Source organism: Ruegeria sp. H4, assembly GCF_056533065.1.
Genome location: NZ_JBQFOC010000001.1, coordinates 1,664,391 through 1,684,401, shown reverse-complemented (window position 1 = coordinate 1,684,401; position 20,011 = coordinate 1,664,391). Strand labels below are relative to the sequence as shown.

Sequence of the window (20,011 nt, the reverse complement as noted above, 5' to 3'; positions counted from 1 at the left end):
GCGATTTGATGGAAACCCTTACTTTTCGCCACCCCCGACTGGTTGCTCTTATCATTTTGGTGCTTGTGTCTGCAGGCCTGTCTTCGTTCTTATCGTTGGGCCGGCAGGAAGACCCAACGATTACCAATCTCTTCGCAACCGTGACGACGCAGTTCCCGGGCGCAGACCCGGAGCGGGTCGAAGCTTTAGTCACCGCAGAAATCGAAGAAGAACTGCGGAAAATCTCCGAAGTCGATGAGATCAGTTCTGTCTCACGCTCGGGCGTGTCGGTTGTTTCGGTCGAGTTATTGGAAACGCTCGATGAAGCCACTATTGAGCAGGTTTGGGCCGAAGCGCGCGATGCCGTTGAAGATGCGCGCCAGAACTTCCCGGCAGGAGTTTTGCCGCCAGAGTTTGATGCCGAGGGTATTGCTGCCTATTCCGCTGTCATTGCTGTTGCGGCCGAGGACCCCGACTTCCCGCTCACTTTGTTGTCACGTCATGCCGAAGCATTGGGTGACAGATTGCGTGCGATACCTGCGACACGAGCAGTGGACTATTTCGGTCAGCCGGATGAAGAGGTGCTTGTAAGCGTCGATATGGACAAGGCTGCTGCGCTTGGGCTTAGCGCGGCCGAGATATCCCAGCGGATCGCCGAAGCAGATGGCAAGGTTCAGTCTGGGCGGTTGCAGTCCGATGTCGACCTGACCATCGGTATCAGCGGGGAGATTGAGACTTTGGACCGCATCCGAAGCATCGTCCTGCGTGAAAACGCAGATGGTGCCGTGGTTCAGCTCGGAGATATTTCCAACGTAGACCGGGGTGGGCGCGAACCGCAGTCCTCAATCGCGTTTGCCAACGGAAAACCTTCGGTTCTGGTCGGGGTTCTGGCGCAGGACGGCGTGCAGATCGACCGCTGGACTGGTTTTCTTCGGGATGAGCTTGCGGCAGGCGCCGCATCGGTACCTCTGGGCATACAGGAAATACTACTGTTTGATCAAAGCCAGTATACGACGGATCGTTTGTCAGAGGTCGGGATTAACATGGCCATTGGCGTCGCGCTGGTGGTGTCGGTTTTGTTCATCACCTTGGGGGTTCGGGCTGCCGCGATTGTGGCTTTGGTGCTGCCTGTCGTCTCATTGGCCACTTTGGCGACGATGAACATGATTGGATTGCCCATTCATCAGATGTCCGTGACGGGCCTGATTGTTGCCCTCGGTCTGCTCGTTGACGCAGCCATCGTGATGACCGATGAAATTCGACGCCGTCTGCAGGATGGGATGGAGCGACTTGCAGCCGTGCGAGACGCTGTTCGCCGGTTGGCCGCGCCGTTACTGGCATCGACTGTCACAACGGCGCTCGCCTTCACGCCGATGATCTTGCTGCCGGGGCCCGCAGGCGACTTTGTCGGTGCCATCGCGATCGCTGTGGTGCTTATGCTTGTCTGGTCCCTGGTCGTGGCCTTGACGGTGACTCCGGCGATTGCTGGCTGGTTGCTGTCCGATCGCCCGGATGCAGGAATGTTGAGCCGCGGTGTCAGCATACCGCCGCTTGCCCGTATGTTCGAGGCCTCAATCCGATTGTCCGTTGCCAACCCAGTGCGATCCATCGCGTTGGCGTTGGTCTTGCCCGTGCTTGGCTTTGCGGCCTTTCCAACGCTGACTGCGCAATTCTTCCCGGGCGTCGACCGCAACCAATTCTATATCGAGGTCGACATGCCGGGTGGAACATCAATTGCCACCACCGAAGCAACTGCGCGCCAGATCGATGAAATGTTACTGGCTGATGAAGGCGTCAAAAGTGTCTACTGGACGGTCGGAGAATCCGGCCCCGCATTCTACTACAACATCGTTGGCAACCGTTCACGCGAGCCCGGATTTGCACAAGCCATGATCACAACTGACGCGGCCGATGACGCGGCCCGCCTTGTTGGAGCACTGCAGGGTCGTCTGGATACCGACTTTCCTGACGCGCAGATCATCGTTCGCAATCTTGTGCAGGGCCCTCCGGTTGCGGCACCGGTTGAGGTTAAAATTCAGGGGCAGGACATCACGGTTCTGCGTAATCTGGGCGACGAGGTGAGGTCCGTTATGGCCAATCTCGATTTGGTGACGCAAGCGCGCGCCAGCGTGAACGGCGGCAACCCTCAAATCCGGTTCGAGATTGATGAGGTCAAAGCCCGTCTGCTGGGATTGGACGTGGCGGATATAGCGGGTCAGCTGGACACGGCGCTTGTTGGCATCACTGGTGGATCACTGATCGAAGGGACCGAGCAGTTGCCAGTGCGTGTTCGTTTGGGTGACGAGGTGCGATCAGACCTAAGCGCCATTGTCAGTATGCCCATTCTGTTGCCGAACGCTGCCGCCATATCCGCGACCGGAGTGTTCCCCGCTGTACCTTTGTCGGAACTCGCCAGACCGGTGATCGAACCTGCAGAGAGCGTCATAACCCGAACGGATGGCGTGCGCGAGAACACCATACAAGCGTTTATCGTGCCCGGTGTTTTGCCCGAAGAGGCTTTGCAGGACGTTCTAGAAGCGCTTGATGCGTCCGGGTTTGTGTTGCCGCAAGGCTATTCTATGTCCTTGGGCGGCGACAGTGATGCCCGATCCAACACCGTGGGCAATTTGCTCGCCTCTGTCGGGTTGATTGTCACGCTCTCCATCGCGACCATTGTGCTGACCTTCAACTCGTTCCGGCTGACCCTTGTGACTTTGTTCGTGTGCGTGTTGTCTGCGGGCCTTTCAATGCTGTCACTGGCCGTCATGCAATTCCCGTTTGGCATAACTGCAATTATCGGAGTCATCGGTTCAATTGGGGTTTCGATCAACGCGGCGATCATAATTCTAACCGGGTTGCAACAGGACGATCAGGCCAGCCAGGGTGATCGGGCGGCGATGGCGCGCGTTGTTACTGGTTCCAGCCGACACATCATCTCGACAACAATCACGACTTTCGGTGGCTTCCTGCCCCTTATCTTAGGAGGAGGGGCTTTTTGGCCTCCGTTTGCAGTGGCGATCGCCGGTGGTGTTCTGTTGTCGACCGTAGTGTCGTTCTACTTCACCCCACCGGTGTTCGCGTTGGTGTATCGTGGCAAATTCAAAAATCGGCGGGTAGCCAACCACCAACCATCTGACCGAAACAATCCAGTTGTTGCGCTCGCGGCGGAATGAGGGTCGGAACAATGCCTTCTGACAAATCATTTTTGGCTCAAGGCGATCGTTGTCCGAAGTAAGGGAGTATTTCGTTGAAAAACTCACGCTTGCGCAAGCGGTTTGTCGAACTGCGTGTTATCTAGAGTATATTGCCAGGCGGCAGGCCAGTCCGGCTTGGTGGCCGCAATCAAGACGGGCAGGCTTCACGCTTGCTCGCGTCGTAGCGCAAACGCCGTCTGGCATGAGGGTCCTCTTTTCCCTCGCAACCGAGCCATTCTTTCGGAGTCAAACTGTTCTTATTTAAAATTTCAAGCTTGAAATAAAAATGAGTTGCCCGCAGACTTAGTTCAAGAATCGGGGCAAGGAGAGGGATTGTATGCGTATCGCCTGTCTTGGTGGCGGCCCGGCAGGGCTTTATTGCGCGATCTCGATGAAGCTGCGCGACCCTACCCATGAGGTTGTCGTTGTGGAGCGAAACAAGAGGGACGACACCTTTGGTTGGGGCGTCGTGCTTTCTGATGAAACGCTCGACAACCTCGCGTCAAATGACAGCATAAGCGCTGCGGCAATCCGTGCAAACTTTGCCTATTGGGATGACGTGGCTTTGCACTTCAAAGGTGAACGACTGGTATCGTCGGGCCATGGGTTCTGCGGTATCGGACGCAAGACGCTGCTTCTTTTACTTCAGGACCGCGCGCGAGAACTGGGCGTCGAATTGCGTTTTGAAACCGAGATCGAAAGCGTCGAAACTTACGCGGCCGAGTTCGATCTTGTTGTGGCCAGCGATGGGCTGAATTCCAAAACGCGTGCACATTATGCAGATGTATTCAAACCCGAGATCGACGAACGGCTTTGTCAGTTCGTTTGGCTGGGCACGCATCAGCGTTTTGATGACGCTTTTACCTTCATTTTCGAGGAAACCGACAAAGGTTGGGTCTGGGCCCATGCCTATCAATTCGATGATGAGACTGCGACCTTCATTGTCGAATGTTCGCAATCCACTTTCGACGCGTATCGCTTTGGCGAGATGAGCCAAGACGAAAGCATCGCCGTCTGTGAGCACATCTTCAAAGATCACCTGGGAGGGCATGCTTTGATGACGAATGCCAATCATATCCGTGGTTCTGCCTGGCTACGGTTTCCGCGCGTGCTTTGCGAACAATGGCATCATGAGAATATCGTGTTGATGGGCGATGCCGCAGCCTCGGCGCATTTTTCGATCGGCTCTGGCACGAAGCTGGCGTTGGAGTCGGCGATCGCCTTGGCCGACTTGCTGCATAGCGAGGTGGATACGGACGCTGCCCTTGCGCGCTATCAAGAGGATCGGAGGCTTGAAGTGCTGCGTTTGCAATCAGCGGCGCGCAACTCTCTGGAGTGGTTTGAAACTGTGGAGCGCTACTTCGATCTGGATCCCGTGCAGCTCAACTATTCCATGTTGACCCGGAGCCAGCGGATCAGCCATGAAAACCTGCGCGAACGCGACAAGGATTGGTTGGAAAGCGCCGAGCGTTGGTTCATGACGCGTTCAGGTATGCCAGAGGACGCACCCCTGCGCTCTCCGATGTTCACGCCGTTTAAGCTGAGAGAGATGACACTCAAGAACCGGATCGTTGTGTCGCCCATGGCGCAGTATAAGGCTGTGGACGGCGCACCGACGGATTGGCATTTGGCGCATTATGGAGAGCGGGCCAAAGGCGGGGCCGGGCTGGTCTATACTGAAATGACTTGCGTCAGCGCAGAGGGTCGGATCACACCCGGCTGTCCGGGACTTTACGCACCGGAACACGAGGCCGCCTGGCGGCGGCTGACTGGATTTGTGCACGAACACACCGACGCAAGGATTTGCTGTCAGATCGGGCATTCAGGGTGCAAGGGTTCGACCCAGTTGGGTTGGGAAGTCATGGACGCGCCGCTTGCGGAAGGGAATTGGGACCTGGTCAGTGCTTCGGCCCTTCCTTGGTCGCCAAACAACGCAACTCCCCGCGAAATCACCCGAGCGGAGATGAACGAGATCAAGGACCAGTTTGTTGAAAGCGTACGCATGGCTGATCGGGCCGAATTCGACATGATCGAGCTGCACGCGGCGCACGGGTATCTTGTTTCGTCCTTTATATCTCCCATGTCGAACGCCCGCACCGATGAATACGGTGGCGCACTAGAAAACCGCCTGCGATGGCCGTTGGAGGTATTTGCCGCCATGCGTGCAGCCTGGCCAGAGGCCAAGCCGATATCTGTTCGGATCTCGGCGAATGACTGGGTTGGAGACGCGGGTGTAACACCTGAGGAAGCCGTATTGATCGCAAAAGCCTTCCATTCGGCGGGGGCGGATTTGATTGACGTGTCGGCGGGGCAGACCACAATTGGGGCTCAGCCGGTCTATGGCCGCATGTTCCAGACGCCATTTAGTGACCGTATTCGCAACGACGCGGGTATACCCACGATGGCAGTCGGCAACATCTATGAAGCTGATCACGCGAATTCGATCCTCATGGCTGGGCGCGCTGATCTTGTTGCGGTCGGACGTCCACATCTGGCGGACCCATACTGGACCTTGCACGAGGCTGCACGCATCGGCGACAGGGCGGCTCCTGATTGGCCACTTCCCTATCTGGCAGGGCGGGATCAGGCGTGGCGTTTGGCAGATCGCGAAGCGGAGATGCTTAAAGTATGAGACGGGTCTTGGTCACGGGCGGAGGTACAGGTATCGGGCGTGCGATTGCCCATGCCTTTGCTGACGCGGGCGATGCCGTCACGATTACAGGCCGAAGAAGCGATATGCTTGAAGACGCCAGCGCTGGGCGTTCAATCACTTGGCAGACCGCTGACATCACAAAAGAATCAGAGGTCGAAGCGCTTTTTGACGCGCCCTACGACGTGGTGATTGCAAATGCCGGGGGCGGTTCCTCTGGTAAGGTTTCAAAGACGTCGCTTGCGTCCTGGGAAAAGACTCTGTCGGTCAATTTGACAGGCACATTTCTGACCTTTCGCGCGGCCTTGAACACGATGGGCGCTGGCGGGCGCCTGATTGCAATTGCGTCGACTGCCGCCCTGAAAGGGAATGCATCGGTTCCCGCTTATTCTGCCGCCAAACATGGTGTGGTCGGGCTGGTTCGATCCATCGCTTTGGATGTTGCGAAGTCGGGGATCACGTGCAACGCGATCTGTCCCGGCTTTACGGATACTGCGCTGACAGATGAGGCCATATCCGGGCTGATGAAACGGTTTGATATGAACCGAGGTGAAGCGACGACACTGGTTGCGTCGGGCAACCCCCAGGCACGACTCATTGACCCGAGCGAAGTGGCCGCAACCGCGTTGTTTTTGGCGTCTAAGCAAGCCGCCGCGATCAACGGTCACGCATTGTCAATGTCGGGAGGTGAGATATGAATCCACAACCGCAACCCGACCAGGAACCGCTGTCAAAGGAACGGCTGCGCCTTTGGCTCAGGATTTTGAAGCTTTCGTCTTCGATCCAGGCAGATCTGCGCCGTAGGCTCCGAGATAATCATGATACGACGCTTCCGCGATTTGATGTGATGGCAGCCCTATCGCGCTATCCTGACGGGTTAAAAATGAGCGAGCTTTCCGACTATCTGAAAGTCTCCAACGGTAACATTACTGGAATTATCGACCGCCTGGCGGAAGAAGGCCTTGCGCTTCGTGTTGCGGTGCCCGGAGACCGGCGTGCCATGATCGCGCGCTTAACACCCAAAGGCACCAAAGCATTCGCGGATTTGGCGGAGCACCATGAAGAATGGATAGACGATATGTTGGGCAACCTGACGCGTGAGGACGCAAAAACCCTGACCCGTCTTTTGAACAAAGCCCTGGATGATCGGAACACGTGATGAACCTGCCCCAGCCAAAGCACTTTCGCTGCAAAATTGTCGACGGCATTGCCCGTATTGCCCATGATCGACCAGATCGAAAAAATCCTTTTACATTCGACAGCTATGCTGAAATGCGCGATTGGTTCCGTGCCCTTGCCTATTCGGACGAGGTCCACGCGGTTGTGATCTTGCCAAACGGTGGCAATTTCAGTTCGGGCGGAGACGTGCATGACATCATCGGGCCGCTCACCCGGATGACCATGAAAGAGCTTCTGGCCTTCACGCGCATGACCGGAGATTTGGTCAAGGCGATGATCCATTGCGGCAAGCCGATCATTGCGGCCGTTGATGGGGTCTGCGCGGGTGCAGGCGCGATTATGGCCATGGCGTCTGATCTGCGCATTTCCGGACCGGACACAAAAGTTGCGTTTCTGTTCAACAAGGTCGGGCTTGCAGGCTGCGATATGGGGGCTTGCGCGATGCTGCCTCGGATTATCGGGCAGGGGCGCGCTGCGGAATTGCTTTATACCGGGCGTACCATGCGCGCAGAAGAGGGCGAACGCTGGGGGTTTTTCAACTCTGTAACCTCCGCTGGAGAGCTTGCGGCGGCGGCGATTGCCCTTGCCGAACGGATTGCCACCGGGCCGACCTTTGCCAATGCCATGACCAAGACGATGCTTGCGCAGGAATGGAATATGAGCCTGGATCAGGCGATCGAGGCCGAGGCACAGGCACAGGCCATCTGTATGCAGGGCCAGGATTTTACGCGTGCCTATGCAGCCTTTATTGCCAAAGAAAAACCAGTGTTCGGGGGCGATTGATGGCGGATCAAACCTTTCTCCACTGGCCCTTCTTTGATGCCGAACACCGCGACTGGGCGGCCTATGTGGAAGGGTTTGCGCAAGGGCTGAATATAGATCACGGCGATACGGACGCGGCCTGCCGGGCGCTGGTTGCGGAGCTTGGAAAGGCAGGCGTTCTTGCGCCGACGTCCAATGACGACGGCGTGTTCGACGTCCGGAAGCTGTGCCTGTCGCGTGAAATTCTGGCACGCCATGACGGGTTGGCCGATTTCGCCTTTGCCATGCAGGGGCTGGGGACTGGAGCGATCACGCTGTTTGGAACGCCCGAACAGAAAGCCGCCTGGCTTCCCAAGACGCGCGCAGGGCAAGCGATTTCCGCCTTCGCCCTTACCGAGCCCGGATCGGGTTCAGATGTTGCGGCCAACACCATGACTGCGACGCGCGATGGCGATCATTTCATCCTTAACGGCGAGAAAACCTGGATCTCGAATGGCGGGATTGCTGATGTCTACACGGTCTTTGCGAACACGGGTGAAGCGCCGGGTGCCAAGGGCATGTCGGCCTTTATCGTCACGCCAGACTTGCCGGGTTTTGATGTTGCAGAGCGTCTTGATACCATCGCGCCACATCCTTTGGCGACCTTGCGGTTTACGGAATGCCGTGTTCCCGCAAGCAGCATGATTGGGAATCCGGGGCAAGGCTTCAAAATCGCAATGTCTGTCTTGGATGTGTTTCGTGCCAGCGTGGCAGCGGCGGCTTTGGGCTTTGCGCGCCGCGCGCTGGATGAAGCACTTGGGCGCGTTTCCTCCCGGCACGTGCAAGGGTCTCCGTTGTTTGATTTACAACTGGTTCAGGGGCATATCGCTGACATGGCTTTGGATGTCGATGCGGCGGCTTTGTTGATTTACCGCGCCGCATGGATGCGCGACAGGGGTGCCCCGCGCATCACCCGCGAGGCGGCGATGGCAAAGCTGTTTGCCACGGATCAGGCGCAACATGTGATAGACAAGGCGGTTCAGCTTTTTGGTGGAGACGGCGTAAGATCTGGGTCTTCAGTGGAAACGCTCTATCGCGAAATCCGGGCGCTGCGCATCTATGAAGGTGCGAGCGATGTTCAGAAAATCATCATAGCGCGCCAGACCATGACCGTGTTCGAGGGGGGTGCCTGATGCTCGGACCGACGGCGCATAGTGATGGTTTCGCGCGGGACAACCTGCCTAGGCAGGACAGTTGGCCTGATTTCTTGACGGCTGGATTTGATTACCCAGAATATCTGAATGCCGGTGTGGAACTGACTGATGCGATGGTGGCCAAAGGGTTCGGAGATCACACGGCGCTGATCGGAAATGGTCGGCAGCGGACCTACAAAGAACTGACGGATTGGACAAACAGACTGGCACATGCACTGGTCAACGATCTGGGTGTAAAACCAGGAAATCGTGTGTTGATCCGTTCGGCCAACAATCCGGCCATGGTGGCCTGCTGGCTCGCTGCTACGAAAGCAGGCGCTGTGGTGGTCAACACAATGCCGATGTTGCGTGCGGTCGAATTGCAAAAATACATCGAACTGGCCGAGATCACGCATGCGCTATGCGACACCCGACTGATGGATGAACTGGACCTTTGCGCAAAGGACTGTCCTTCTCTGCGCGTTGTGGCATTTGACGGGACAATGAACCATGATGCCGAGCTCGATGGACTGGCGCTGGAAAAACCGGTGACGTTCGATGCAGTTCAGACGGGTCGTGACGATGTCGCCTTACTGGGCTTTACCTCCGGCTCCACCGGTGCGCCCAAGGCAACCATGCATTTCCACCGCGACCTTCTGATGATTGCCGATGGATATGCGCGTGAGGTTCTTAAGGTGGTGCCCGAAGATGTTTTTGTCGGTTCACCGCCATTGGCGTTTACATTCGGCTTGGGTGGTCTGGCGATCTTCCCCCTCAGATTCGGTGCAACCGCAACGTTGCTAGAAGACGCAACACCGCCGAATATGATCGACATTATCCAGAAATATAAGGCGACGGTATCCTTCACAGCACCAACCGCCTATCGCGTGATGCTCTGCGCTATGGAAGAGGGGGCTGACCTTTCCAGTCTTCGGGCTGCCGTGTCCGCAGGAGAGACCTTGCCTGCACCGGTTTATGAGGAGTGGATCGCTAAAACCGGCAAACCGATGCTGGACGGGATTGGGGCGACTGAGATGCTGCACATCTTTATCTCGAACCGTTTTGACGATCACCGTGCGAGTTGTACTGGCAAGCCTGTAACGGGGTACGAGGCCAAAATTCTGTCACCTGACGGCAGCGAAGCGCCGATTGGCGAGGTGGGGCGGCTGGCCGTGCGCGGCCCCACAGGGTGCCGATATCTGCGGGGCGACCGTCAGGACACCTATGTTCAGGATGGATGGAACGTCACGGGTGACAGTTTTCGCCGTGATGAGGATGGCTATTTCTATTTCGTTGCCCGCAATGACGACATGATAGTCTCCTCTGGTTACAATATTGCTGGGCCCGAGGTTGAAGCGGCCCTTCTGGGGCACGAAGCCGTTGCTGAATGTGGCGTCATTGGTGCGCCAGACGAGGCGCGCGGGTCAATTGTTCAAGCCCATATTGTTCTTGCTGAGAATGTCGAACCATCCGACGAGCTGATCCAAGCTCTTCAGGACCATGTGAAAGCGGCCGTTGCGCCCTTCAAATATCCACGTTCTATCATTTTCCGGGATGACCTGCCAAAAACCCCAACAGGAAAGATTCAACGCTTCAGACTGAAAGAGGCAATTCCGGGACAAGGGTCGACATGAGCGTTATCGGACAATTGTCCCCTCGATTTGGGCGGGATCGAGAGGACAAAGCCACGCTTACAGTGGGAACAAGTTAACCGTCCCGAAACGAAACAGGGAAAGGAAAAACCAATGAAAAAAATATTTGCGATGACGACAGCGCTTGCGCTTGCCGCTACCGGAGCGGTGGCCGAGACCAAGATCGGCATGATCACGACACTTTCAGGCGGAGGTGCCGGGTTGGGGATTGATGTGCGCGATGGCTTCATGCTGGCAATCAAACAATCCGGCCGCGATGATGTAGAGGTTGTGATCGAAGACGATCAGCGCAAGCCGGATATCGCGGTTCAGCTGTCAGACAAGATGATCCAGTCCGAGAAAGTAGACATTATGACTGGAATCATTTGGTCAAACTTGGCCATGGCTGTCGTCCCTTCGGCCGTAAACCAAGACGTTTTCTATCTGTCGCCCAATGCGGGACCTTCGGCATTGGCTGGCAAAGGCTGCCATAAAAACTACTTCAACGTTGCCTGGCAGAACGACAATCTTCACGAGGCTGCTGGCGCGTATGCAAATGGTGCGGGCTACGCCAACAGCTTCATCCTTGCCCCTAATTACCCGGCCGGGAAAGATGCTTTGACCGGATATAAGCGTTTCTTTGAAGGTGAGTTGGCCGGCGAGCTTTACACCGAACTTGGCCAAACAGACTATGCCGCAGAGATCGCGCAGATTCGTGCCTCGGGCGCAGATAGCGTGTTTTTCTTCTTGCCCGGCGGAATGGGAATTTCCTTCTTGAAGCAATATGCAGATAGCGGTGTTGATCTGCCTGTGATCGGTCCGGCGTTCAGTTTTGACCAAGGTATCCTGCAAGCGGTGGGGGGCGCCGCGTTGGGCGTGGTGAACACATCGCAGTGGAACAAGGATATCGACAATCCGACAAATGCCGCCTTTGTCGAGAGCTTTCAGGCTGAATACGGCCGTCTTCCTTCGCTTTATGCAAGCCAGGGGTTCGATACGGCCAACCTGATCCTATCGGCCCTGAACACCACGAGTGTTGACGATGCCGACGCGTTCCGTGCGGCTCTGAAAGCAGCCGAGTTTGACAGCACGCGCGGCGACTTTGCCTTTGGCGATAACCATCACCCGGTGCAAACGATCTATGCCCGTGAGGTGATCCAGGAAGGTGACGTTTTCACCAACAAAATTCTTGGTGCTGCCCTCGAAAACCACGCCGACGCCTACGCGGGTGATTGCAAAATGTAGTGACGATGGCAGGCCTGCCGCGCGTGGTGTGCACGGCAGGCCTGTTTGTTTCCGAGGCGATTGAATGTCAGCTATTCTCATTATTGAGCAGGTTCTGAACGGGCTTCAGTTTGGTGTTATGCTATTTCTGATGGCAGCAGGCCTGACCCTGATCTTCGGTGTTATGGGGTTGATTAATCTGGCCCATGGTTCGCTGTACATGGTTGGGGCCTTCGCGGCCGCAGCCGTTGCCGGATACACAGGCTCTTTCGTTCTGGCGCTTGTGGCGGCGCTGGCTGCCGCGGCCTGTGCTGGCGCGATTGTCGAAATGACCGTTATCCGACGGCTTTATCATGCTCCGCATTTGGATCAGGTGTTGGCGACATTTGCCCTGATTTTGATTTTTTCCGAAGGTACGAGGTGGGTCTTTGGGTCTTTCCCTCTGTTTCTTGACATCCCCGATTACCTGTCAGGCCCGATCACATTACCGGGTGGTATTGAATATCCCTTATATCGTTTGACCCTTATTGGCGTGGGTATTGTGGTGGCCCTGGGGCTGTGGTGGCTTACCGCCCGTACCCGGATCGGTATCCAGATCCGCGCAGGAGAAAATGACCGCGAGATGATCGCAGCGCTTGGCGTCGATATCTCGAAACTCTACACGATCGTCTTTGCCCTTGGCGCGGCCCTAGCCGGGTTTGCAGGTGCCTTGGTGGGCGCCATCCAATCGGTGCAGGTGGGGATGGGAGAACCTGTATTGATACTTGCCTTTGTGGTGATCGTGATCGGTGGAATCGGCTCGATCAAAGGGGCGTTCATCGGGGCTGTCCTGGTCGGATTGACCGATACACTGGGTGGAATATTCCTGCCGGAAGTTTTCAAATTGTTCATGGAAGCAGGCGCTGCGACGCAAACCGGCTCTGCCTTGGCGTCGATGGCTGTCTATATCCTTATGAGCATCGTTCTGATCTGGCGCCCGACCGGTTTGTTTGGGGTGCGGGCATGATCAAGGAACATTATGTCAATTGGGTCGTGCTGGCCGGGCTTTCGGTCGTGCCGCTTTGGGCTCTTGCGGTTGATGAACCATTCACTATCACATTGGCCACACGGACCGTTATTCTGGCACTGGCCGCGGTGGGGTTGAACATCGCGCTTGGGATTGGCGGCTTGGTGAGCCTTGGGCATGCGGTGTTTTTTGGCCTAGGCGGCTATGCGATGGGCATTCTCGCCCATCATGCCCAGACATATACCGCGCTGGAGCTTGGACCATTCAGCATCGAAGGCACAAAATCCATGCCGGTGATATGGTTGACGGCGATTGTCATCTCCGCCCTGGCGGCGTTGTTGATCGGGCTACTGTCTCTGCGTACAACGGGTGTCTATTTCATCATGATCACGCTCGCGTTTGGTCAGATGTTCTTTTTTTTCTCCATTTCCTGGAGCGCCTATGGCGGCGAAGATGGCCTGTCGATCTACGTGCGCAACGGATTTCCAGGCATGAACACGCTAGTCCCGATCCAGTTCTTCGGTCTGTGTTTCGCGGCGCTTTGTGCCGCGCTGCTGCTCCACTGGCGGCTTCGTGCATCTCCTTTCGGCTTGGCTTTGAACGCAGCACGACAGGTGCCGCAACGCGTGGAAACGGTCGGGCTGAATCCGATGCGTCTGAAGCTTTTGGCCTTTGTCATCTCTGGAGCGGTGACCGGACTAGCGGGTGCTCTTTTTGCTGATCTAAATCGTTTCGTGAGCCCGACGATGTTCAGTTGGCAACTGTCGGGCGAGTTGATTGTTTTGATTATCATTGGTGGCGTTGGGCGTCTGATGGGTCCTGTCAGCGGGGCCGCACTATTTGTGATGCTCGAGCATTTTCTGGGCGGTTTGACCGATTTCTGGCATGTTTGGCTTGGGGTGATCCTGCTTCTGATTGTGCTGTTCGCCCGCGGTGGCCTGTTGGGCATTTTAACCGGCAAAGAGGGGCCCCATGTCTGACGTTGTGTTGTCCACGCAGAACCTCAACAAAAGCTTTGGCGCGCTCAAGGCCACGCAAGACGTTTCGATTGATTTGAGGGCTGGGGAAATCCACGCCATCATCGGTCCGAACGGCGCTGGCAAGTCAACGCTGATTGGCCAAATCTGTGGAGGATTGAGGCCCGATTCCGGCCGCGTCTACTTGGACAATCAGGACATCTCGTCCCTATCGACACAGGAGCGTGCCAGGGCCGGTCTAGGGCGAACCTTCCAAATCTCTGCACTTGCGATGGAAGACACCGTGCTTGAAAATGCGCTGCTGGGCGCGCTTGGACATTCCGGAAACCCTTGGCGTTTCTGGCGCGCGGCAAGCCGGGACACCGACTTGCGCGACAGGGCTATGGAGGCGCTTATCCGCGTTGGCTTGGACGGTGCCGCAGGCCAAACCACTGCCAATCTCAGCCATGGGCAACGTAGGCAATTGGAAGTCGCCGTTGCCTTAACCCTGTCCCCTAAGGCCTTTGTCATGGATGAACCGATGGCGGGATTGGGTGCGGAGGGGTCGAAGGAAATGACCGGCTTTCTGGACAAACTGCGCCACGAGGCACCGATTCTGCTGGTTGAACATGACATGGATGCGGTTTTCTCGCTGGCCGATAGGATCAGCGTTCTCGTCTATGGCCAGGTGATCGCGTCCGGAACGGTCGACGAAATTCGATCATCGCCCGAGGTCCGAGAGGCCTATTTGGGGGAGGAGGCATGAGTTTGCTCGAGGTTGAAAACCTGACAGCATCCTACGGTCGTACGCCTGCTTTGTTCGGCGTTGATCTGACCCTGAACGCAGGCGAGGTTTGCGCATTGATGGGGCGGAACGGTATGGGAAAATCCACCACAGTCAAAGCGATCTGCCGAATGATCGACTCATCCGGCGGCCTCACGTTTGGTGGCAAAAACCTGCATAAGATGGCGAGCCATAACGTGGCTCGGCTGGGTGTTGGATTGGTGCCAGAAGGGCGCCGTTGCTTTCGGGACCTGACGGTCGAAGAGAACCTCATTGCCGCGGCACGCTCCGGCGCTTGGGACTTAAAAGCCGTCGCCCGGCTTTTTCCCCGACTTGAAGAACGCAGGGGCCAACGCGCGGCCTCGCTTTCCGGCGGAGAGCAACAGATGCTCGCAATTGGACGGGCATTGATGACCAATCCTCAGCTTTTGGTGTTGGACGAAGCCACTGAGGGCCTGGCCCCGATTGTCCGTCAAGAAATCTGGGCAGCGATCACGCAGATTAAGCGTGAAACCGGCATGTCGATCCTGTTGATCGATAAATCCCTGCGCGAGCTGTCCTCGGTCGCCGACAACGCCGTCATCTTGGCGCGGGGCAAGACGGTTTGGGCTGGCAAAATGGACGCTTTGACGCCCGAATTGACCGCGCAATATGTAGGTGTGTGATGAGCTTTGAACTTACACAGAAGGTCATGTTCAAACACTGCGACCCTGCCGGGATTGTCTTCTACCCACGCTATTTCGAGATGATTAACGACTGCGTCGAGTGTTTTTTCGCGGACGTGCTGGATTGGCCGTTCGAAGACATTCATGGTCAGAGCGGCGTGCCGACGGCACAGATCAACACGCGGTTTGTCGCCCCAAGTCGACACGGGGACAAGCTGATATTGCGATTGAAGATTTCTGCCGTCAGCCGCCGATCAATGACGTTTCGCCTGACTGCGTATTGTGAAGAAGAGCTTAGATTCGCAACCGAGGCAACCTTGGTTCACATCAACGCGACAGGACGTGCAGCGCCCTGGCCGGAACGGATCGCACAACGACTGCAAGACTTGAAGGAGCCCACTGATGCCGCATGACGTAATTCACCCCGAAGGTTGGCTGCCGGCGCTGGGCTATGCAAATGGAATACTGGCTAAAGATGGCACGCTTCATATTGGTGGCCAGATTGGATGGGACGCGAACAAAGAGTTTGTGAGTGACGATTTCATCGGTCAAATGCGTCAGGCGCTGCTCAACATCCGCACAATTGTCGAAACGGCCGGTGGCAAAGTCGAGGATGTGATGCGCCTGACCTGGTTTGTCACCGACAAGGCTGAATATTTGGCCGCTCAACGCGAAGTTGGTCAGGCCTATCGGGAGATTTTTGGCAGACATTTCCCGGCCATGTCGATGGTGGTTGTTGCTGGTCTTGTTGAAGACGCGGCAAAGGTCGAAATCGAAGCAACGGCGCAATTGTGATTTTGGTGCAAGCCTATTTCATCTGCGATATGTAACGAACGCCAATCTGTCGGTATGGCGGCGCACTGCCTTCGATCCGTGCTGACTATCTTGCGCGTTCGCCGACTAGGCCGTGATGGAACATTGGTCCATCAATTGGAGCACATCGGGCCACATTATCCAGGGCGCAGTGAACCAATCCTTTGAAGATATCCGCTGATCCAATGGAGTTCTCAGCCTTGTAAAGGCATCGCTCAACTACAATTTAGGTAAGGTCTGCCCACTGGTAAATCACGCTTAGCAAAGGATATCGCACATGCCCCTGATGACATCTCCAATCGACGGTTCGCCCATGCGTGAGGTGGAACGCTATGGTGTAAAGATGGATATCTGTCCCTCTTCGGGTGGCATATGGTTGGATCGTGGAGAGCTGGAAAAGATCATCATGGCCATCCGCGAAGAAGCGCTCATCGATAGCGGCGTCTCCGCTGACGATGCATATTCCGACGTGCATTATCACGAAAGCCCTCAGCGCACGCCGCAGGATTACCCAAAACGCCGCAAGCGGGGCGGCATGTTCGACAATCTGCTAGAGATTTTCGACTAGGCATGTCACGCTATTCGTGGCCACTACTGCCGTGCTCGTATGTATGACCGATTGCCGGGCCTACCGTGTGACTGCCGGGCAAGTCCGGATTGAGGATTTGGCTTAGGCCTTCAAGCGCTGCCACGCAGCTTTGCAAGACCGGACTTTCGCCACAACTGCAGCGTCTAGGTAGTCGGCCAGGTGCCCCGTTTGGGCCGGCACTCTGCCCTGATCGCCTGAAACTGACGGATCGCTTAAGCTCATAGGAACACGTGTTTTGGTGCGCGTCAAAGCCTGGTTTGGCGTTAATACAGACGATGATTGCAGATAGGGAGAGGCTGCGCCGTGACCGCTGGCGCAATAAGCAAAGCGCTTTGTTCACGTACGAAGCGTTACCTCACAAGCCAAGCGACCTAGGCGTTCCGATGTATTAAGTTCCAGCTTCCCACCATAGGCAGCCAGTAAATCAACGGAAATAGACAGGCCTAAACCAGTTCCTCTTACTGAGGTGTCCAGCTGACTGCCGGACCGAAGGGCTTCGTCTCGGGCGCCTTCCGGAATGCCGGGCCCGTCATCTTCAATACAAAGTTCGATACCGCTTTCAGTACGCATTGCGGTGATTTGGAATGTTGTCTGGCTCAAGAATTGGACACAAGTGGCGTTACGTTGTGATCGCTATCCAAGGTCTTCCTCTCCTCAGTCGCCCTCGTAACGACCATTATCTACTGGTTGTGAATCCTGACCCGAGATCGTCGCGACAGTGTCTCTTCGGATATTAGAGTTTTAGGCGTCTTCCAGGAACCAAGTTGGCTCTGCCAGCAGAGGTTCAAGCTACAGAAGTTCTACAAAATCTGTTGCCGAAACCGGTTTCGGAACCGAAAGTTGGAAAGATGGGAGCGAATCTTACAAATCGGTTGGATGTATCTGTTGCTGAAAATCAGCAGATTTCTGGCCGTGTTAAGATCCATGATCTTGCAGCCCGGCTTGGTCTTTCGAAAAGCACGGTTTCGCGCGCGCTGAACGGATATCCCGATATCTCCGAAACCACGCGCAAGCGCGTCGAAACCATGGCACGTAAGTTGGGGTACCGTCCCCTTAGCCATGCACAAGCTATTCGAACCGGACGTGTTCGCGCCATTGCGATGGTGCTCAACGCTGACGAGCCGGATGGCCACAACCCATTTTTGCAGGAATTCCTAGCCGGAGCTTGCGAGGCCGCAAGCGGATTTGACTGGACCATGACGATATCAACCGCAAGATCCGAGCAGGACACGCTCAAGGTTCTTGCCCGTCTTGTGGAAGAGCACAAGGCTGATGGGTTTATCCTGCCTCGAACTGCGGTCAATGACGCGCGTATTCGATTTTTACGGCATCTGGACGTGCCGTTCATCCTATATGGTCGCACTGGATATGGATGCGCCACTCCGCCTGCAAATACGTCGTGGTTCGATATCTCGGGCGAGACAGCCATCCGCAAGGCGGTGCTTCGGCTTGCAGGTCACAACCATACCCGCATCGGGTATGTCGGCAGTGATCTAAAATTCAACTACAGCCATCTCCGCCGCGATGGTTATGTTGAAGGGCTGGGTATCGCTGGGCTGCCCTTCGATCCAGAGCTTGTGCGGAACGGCGCCCGAACGCGTGAAGAGGGAGCCGCCGAAAGCCGGTCCCTTTTGCGTTTGGATCGGCCACCCACCGCGATCGTTTTTGCCACCGACCTGGCGGCCTTGGGATGTTACGGGGTCGCAACCGATCTGGGGCTGAAGATCGGACAGGATATTTCGATCATTGGCTACGACGGTATCCCTGAATGCCACTATGCCCGTCCAGGCCTGACGACTTTTAACGTCGATAGCCACGCTGCGGGGGCACGCCTTGCAACACTGCTAATCCGCCAAATCCGGGGAGAAGCCCCTGACACTTTGCGCGAGCTTGGCGAAGCATCTTTGACCGAAAGGGCCTCTGACGGCCCGCCATCGCTGACCTCGGAGGAGTTGGCGGAAAAGATCACGAAATCGAATGAACACATCTTGGGAGGAACCTATCAATGAAACTTACACCCAAAGCGGCCAAGCTTATGCTGGGCTCGTCGCTTGCACTCGCGCTGACTGCCTTATCCGTACAGGCGGACACGATCCGTTTCTGGACAACCGAAGAACAACCGGAGCGTCTGGCCAGACAGCAGGAGATGGCTGATCAGTTCAAGGCCCAGACCGGTACAACAGTTGAGGTGATCCCGGTTACCGAAAGCGATCTTGGCACCCGCGCCACCGCCGCCTTTGCTGCCGGCGATCTGCCGGACGTGGTTTATCACCCACTGCAATATGCCCTTCCCTGGGCTGAAGCTGGTATTCTGGACACCGGGGCTGCAAGTGAAGTGATCGAGGATCTGGGCGCTGATACCTTTGCCCCTGGCCCTCTGTCCATGGCTGCCTTTGATGATGAAACTGCTTCGGTTCCGGTCGACGGCTGGACCCAGATGGTAGTCTATCGCAAGGACCTGTTTGATGAGGCGGGTCTGGAAGCACCGAACAGTTTTGCTGACATTCAGGCAGCGCTGGATGCGCTGCATAACCCACCTGAAATGTACGGGTTTGTTTCCGCGACCAAGGTTGATGAAAACTTCATGAGCCAGGTGTTGGAGCATGTCTTCCTCGCCAATGGCGTCAGCCCTGTAGGTTCCGACGGCTTCCAGCCATTGGACGAAGCCAAGACCACCGAGGTTCTGGACTTCTACAAAGCGATCTCTCAGGCCTCGCCTCCGGGTGAATTGTACTGGAAGCAATCGCGTGAGCTGTATTTCGACGGCAAAGCCGCCATGATCATCTGGTCCCCATTCATTCTGGACGAGTTGGCCGGTCTGCGCGACAGTGCGCCGCCAACCATCAACGATGATCCGACCTCGCGCGATTTGGCCAGCAAGACCGGTATCGTGACCAAGCTGTCCGGCCCCTCGAACCCGGATGGAGCTGCTTGGGGTGATGTGCGTTACTTCGGTATTACCAGCGATGCGGATACCGATGCGGCGATCGACTTTGTGAAGTTTGCTATGGATGATGGCTACACCCAAACTTTGGCTATCGCACCAGAGGGCAAGTTCCCCGTCCGTCGTGGCAACGCCGATAACCCGACTGCCTTTGCGGAAGCATGGGCTGAACTGCCCGTTGGTGTCGATCGCAAAGCGCCGCTCGGAGATCTCTATGAACAGGCCATGATCGATGAAATCGTTGGCGGTCTGGACGTTGCCCAGCGCTGGGGCGTGGCTGAAGGTCAGCTGGCACTAGCGTCGAAGATGATCAACAGCCAAGCGATCAATCGGGTCGTTCGTCAGTACATTGATGGTGAAATTGACGCTGCAGCTGCGGTTGCCGCCATGAATGACGAACTCGCCAAGGTCGAATAACGCGACCTCTCTTTGGCATCTGCAGCGGCGTTCGCGCCGTTGCACC

18 protein-coding genes are annotated in these 20,011 nt (G+C 56.3%); 17 read left to right on the top strand and 1 reads right to left on the bottom strand.

All coding sequences use genetic code 11. The features are described from left to right. Nucleotides 1-8 precede the first annotated feature (8 nt). The 15 genes from ACR0KG_RS08460 to ACR0KG_RS08390 all read left to right on the top strand — a co-directional run bounded on the left by ACR0KG_RS08460 (nt 9) and on the right by ACR0KG_RS08390 (nt 16,583). Nucleotides 9-3,152, top strand: coding sequence for an efflux RND transporter permease subunit (locus ACR0KG_RS08460; RefSeq protein ID WP_480548262.1), 3,144 nt, complete (start codon nt 9-11; stop codon nt 3,150-3,152). Between the two features lie 358 nt (nt 3,153-3,510). After that, on the top strand, nt 3,511-5,805 hold the full coding sequence (locus tag ACR0KG_RS08455) for a bifunctional salicylyl-CoA 5-hydroxylase/oxidoreductase (RefSeq protein WP_480548264.1): 2,295 nt from the start codon (nt 3,511-3,513) through the stop codon (nt 5,803-5,805). Beyond that, entirely contained in the window at nt 5,802-6,521 is a 720-nt protein-coding gene (locus tag ACR0KG_RS08450; RefSeq protein WP_480827010.1) for an SDR family NAD(P)-dependent oxidoreductase, read from the top strand. Before ACR0KG_RS08455 ends, ACR0KG_RS08450 begins: the two co-directional genes overlap by 4 nt. Further along, nucleotides 6,518-6,982 (top strand): MarR family winged helix-turn-helix transcriptional regulator, encoded by a 465-nt coding sequence (locus ACR0KG_RS08445; RefSeq protein WP_480827009.1) that lies wholly within the window; start codon nt 6,518-6,520, stop codon nt 6,980-6,982. The genes ACR0KG_RS08450 and ACR0KG_RS08445 overlap by 4 nt, the downstream gene beginning before the upstream one ends. Beyond that, on the top strand, nt 6,982-7,785 hold the full coding sequence (locus ACR0KG_RS08440; protein WP_480827008.1) for an enoyl-CoA hydratase family protein: 804 nt from the start codon (nt 6,982-6,984) through the stop codon (nt 7,783-7,785). The genes ACR0KG_RS08445 and ACR0KG_RS08440 overlap by 1 nt, the downstream gene beginning before the upstream one ends. Continuing rightward, nucleotides 7,785-8,936 carry an acyl-CoA dehydrogenase family protein gene (locus ACR0KG_RS08435; protein ID WP_480827007.1) on the top strand — a complete coding sequence of 384 codons (1,152 nt, stop codon included), beginning with the start codon at nt 7,785-7,787 and terminating at the stop codon, nt 8,934-8,936. Before ACR0KG_RS08440 ends, ACR0KG_RS08435 begins: the two co-directional genes overlap by 1 nt. Next, nucleotides 8,936-10,570: an AMP-binding protein gene (locus tag ACR0KG_RS08430; RefSeq protein ID WP_480827005.1), complete on the top strand. Its 1,635-nt coding sequence runs from the start codon at nt 8,936-8,938 to the stop codon at nt 10,568-10,570. Before ACR0KG_RS08435 ends, ACR0KG_RS08430 begins: the two co-directional genes overlap by 1 nt. Nucleotides 10,571-10,681: 111 nt before the next feature. Further along, complete coding sequence (locus tag ACR0KG_RS08425; RefSeq protein WP_480827004.1) at nt 10,682-11,812, top strand: ABC transporter substrate-binding protein; 1,131 nt, start codon at nt 10,682-10,684, stop codon at nt 11,810-11,812. A gap of 64 nt (nt 11,813-11,876) precedes the next feature. Beyond that, nucleotides 11,877-12,797 carry a branched-chain amino acid ABC transporter permease gene (locus ACR0KG_RS08420; protein ID WP_480548276.1) on the top strand — a complete coding sequence of 307 codons (921 nt, stop codon included), beginning with the start codon at nt 11,877-11,879 and terminating at the stop codon, nt 12,795-12,797. Beyond that, the gene (locus ACR0KG_RS08415; RefSeq protein WP_480827003.1) at nt 12,794-13,777 is read left to right on the top strand and encodes a branched-chain amino acid ABC transporter permease; all 984 of its coding nucleotides are present in this window, start codon (nt 12,794-12,796) and stop codon (nt 13,775-13,777) included. The genes ACR0KG_RS08420 and ACR0KG_RS08415 overlap by 4 nt, the downstream gene beginning before the upstream one ends. After that, a complete protein-coding gene (locus ACR0KG_RS08410) occupies nt 13,770-14,519 on the top strand; it encodes an ABC transporter ATP-binding protein (RefSeq protein ID WP_480827001.1) in 750 nt (249 codons plus the stop codon). Before ACR0KG_RS08415 ends, ACR0KG_RS08410 begins: the two co-directional genes overlap by 8 nt. Continuing rightward, nucleotides 14,516-15,202 carry an ABC transporter ATP-binding protein gene (locus ACR0KG_RS08405; RefSeq protein WP_480827000.1) on the top strand — a complete coding sequence of 229 codons (687 nt, stop codon included), beginning with the start codon at nt 14,516-14,518 and terminating at the stop codon, nt 15,200-15,202. The genes ACR0KG_RS08410 and ACR0KG_RS08405 overlap by 4 nt, the downstream gene beginning before the upstream one ends. Beyond that, the gene (locus tag ACR0KG_RS08400; RefSeq protein WP_480548284.1) at nt 15,202-15,615 is read left to right on the top strand and encodes an acyl-CoA thioesterase; all 414 of its coding nucleotides are present in this window, start codon (nt 15,202-15,204) and stop codon (nt 15,613-15,615) included. The genes ACR0KG_RS08405 and ACR0KG_RS08400 overlap by 1 nt, the downstream gene beginning before the upstream one ends. Next, nucleotides 15,605-15,997, top strand: a complete 393-nt coding sequence (locus tag ACR0KG_RS08395; RefSeq protein WP_170537414.1) for a RidA family protein — start codon at nt 15,605-15,607, stop codon at nt 15,995-15,997. The genes ACR0KG_RS08400 and ACR0KG_RS08395 overlap by 11 nt, the downstream gene beginning before the upstream one ends. A gap of 295 nt (nt 15,998-16,292) precedes the next feature. After that, nucleotides 16,293-16,583: a TFIIB-type zinc ribbon-containing protein gene (locus tag ACR0KG_RS08390; protein ID WP_480548286.1), complete on the top strand. Its 291-nt coding sequence runs from the start codon at nt 16,293-16,295 to the stop codon at nt 16,581-16,583. 357 nt (nt 16,584-16,940) lie between these two features. On the opposite strand, the gene ACR0KG_RS08385 is transcribed toward ACR0KG_RS08390, so the two are convergent. Beyond that, nucleotides 16,941-17,204, bottom strand: a complete 264-nt coding sequence (locus ACR0KG_RS08385) for an ATP-binding protein (RefSeq protein WP_480826998.1) — start codon at nt 17,202-17,204, stop codon at nt 16,941-16,943. 248 nt (nt 17,205-17,452) lie between these two features. Between ACR0KG_RS08385 and ACR0KG_RS08380 the strand changes: the two genes are divergently transcribed. Beyond that, nucleotides 17,453-18,613 (top strand): LacI family DNA-binding transcriptional regulator, encoded by a 1,161-nt coding sequence (locus ACR0KG_RS08380; RefSeq protein WP_480548290.1) that lies wholly within the window; start codon nt 17,453-17,455, stop codon nt 18,611-18,613. Next, nucleotides 18,610-19,965, top strand: coding sequence for an extracellular solute-binding protein (locus tag ACR0KG_RS08375; protein ID WP_170537420.1), 1,356 nt, complete (start codon nt 18,610-18,612; stop codon nt 19,963-19,965). Before ACR0KG_RS08380 ends, ACR0KG_RS08375 begins: the two co-directional genes overlap by 4 nt. The last annotated feature ends 46 nt before the right edge of the window (nt 19,966-20,011 follow it).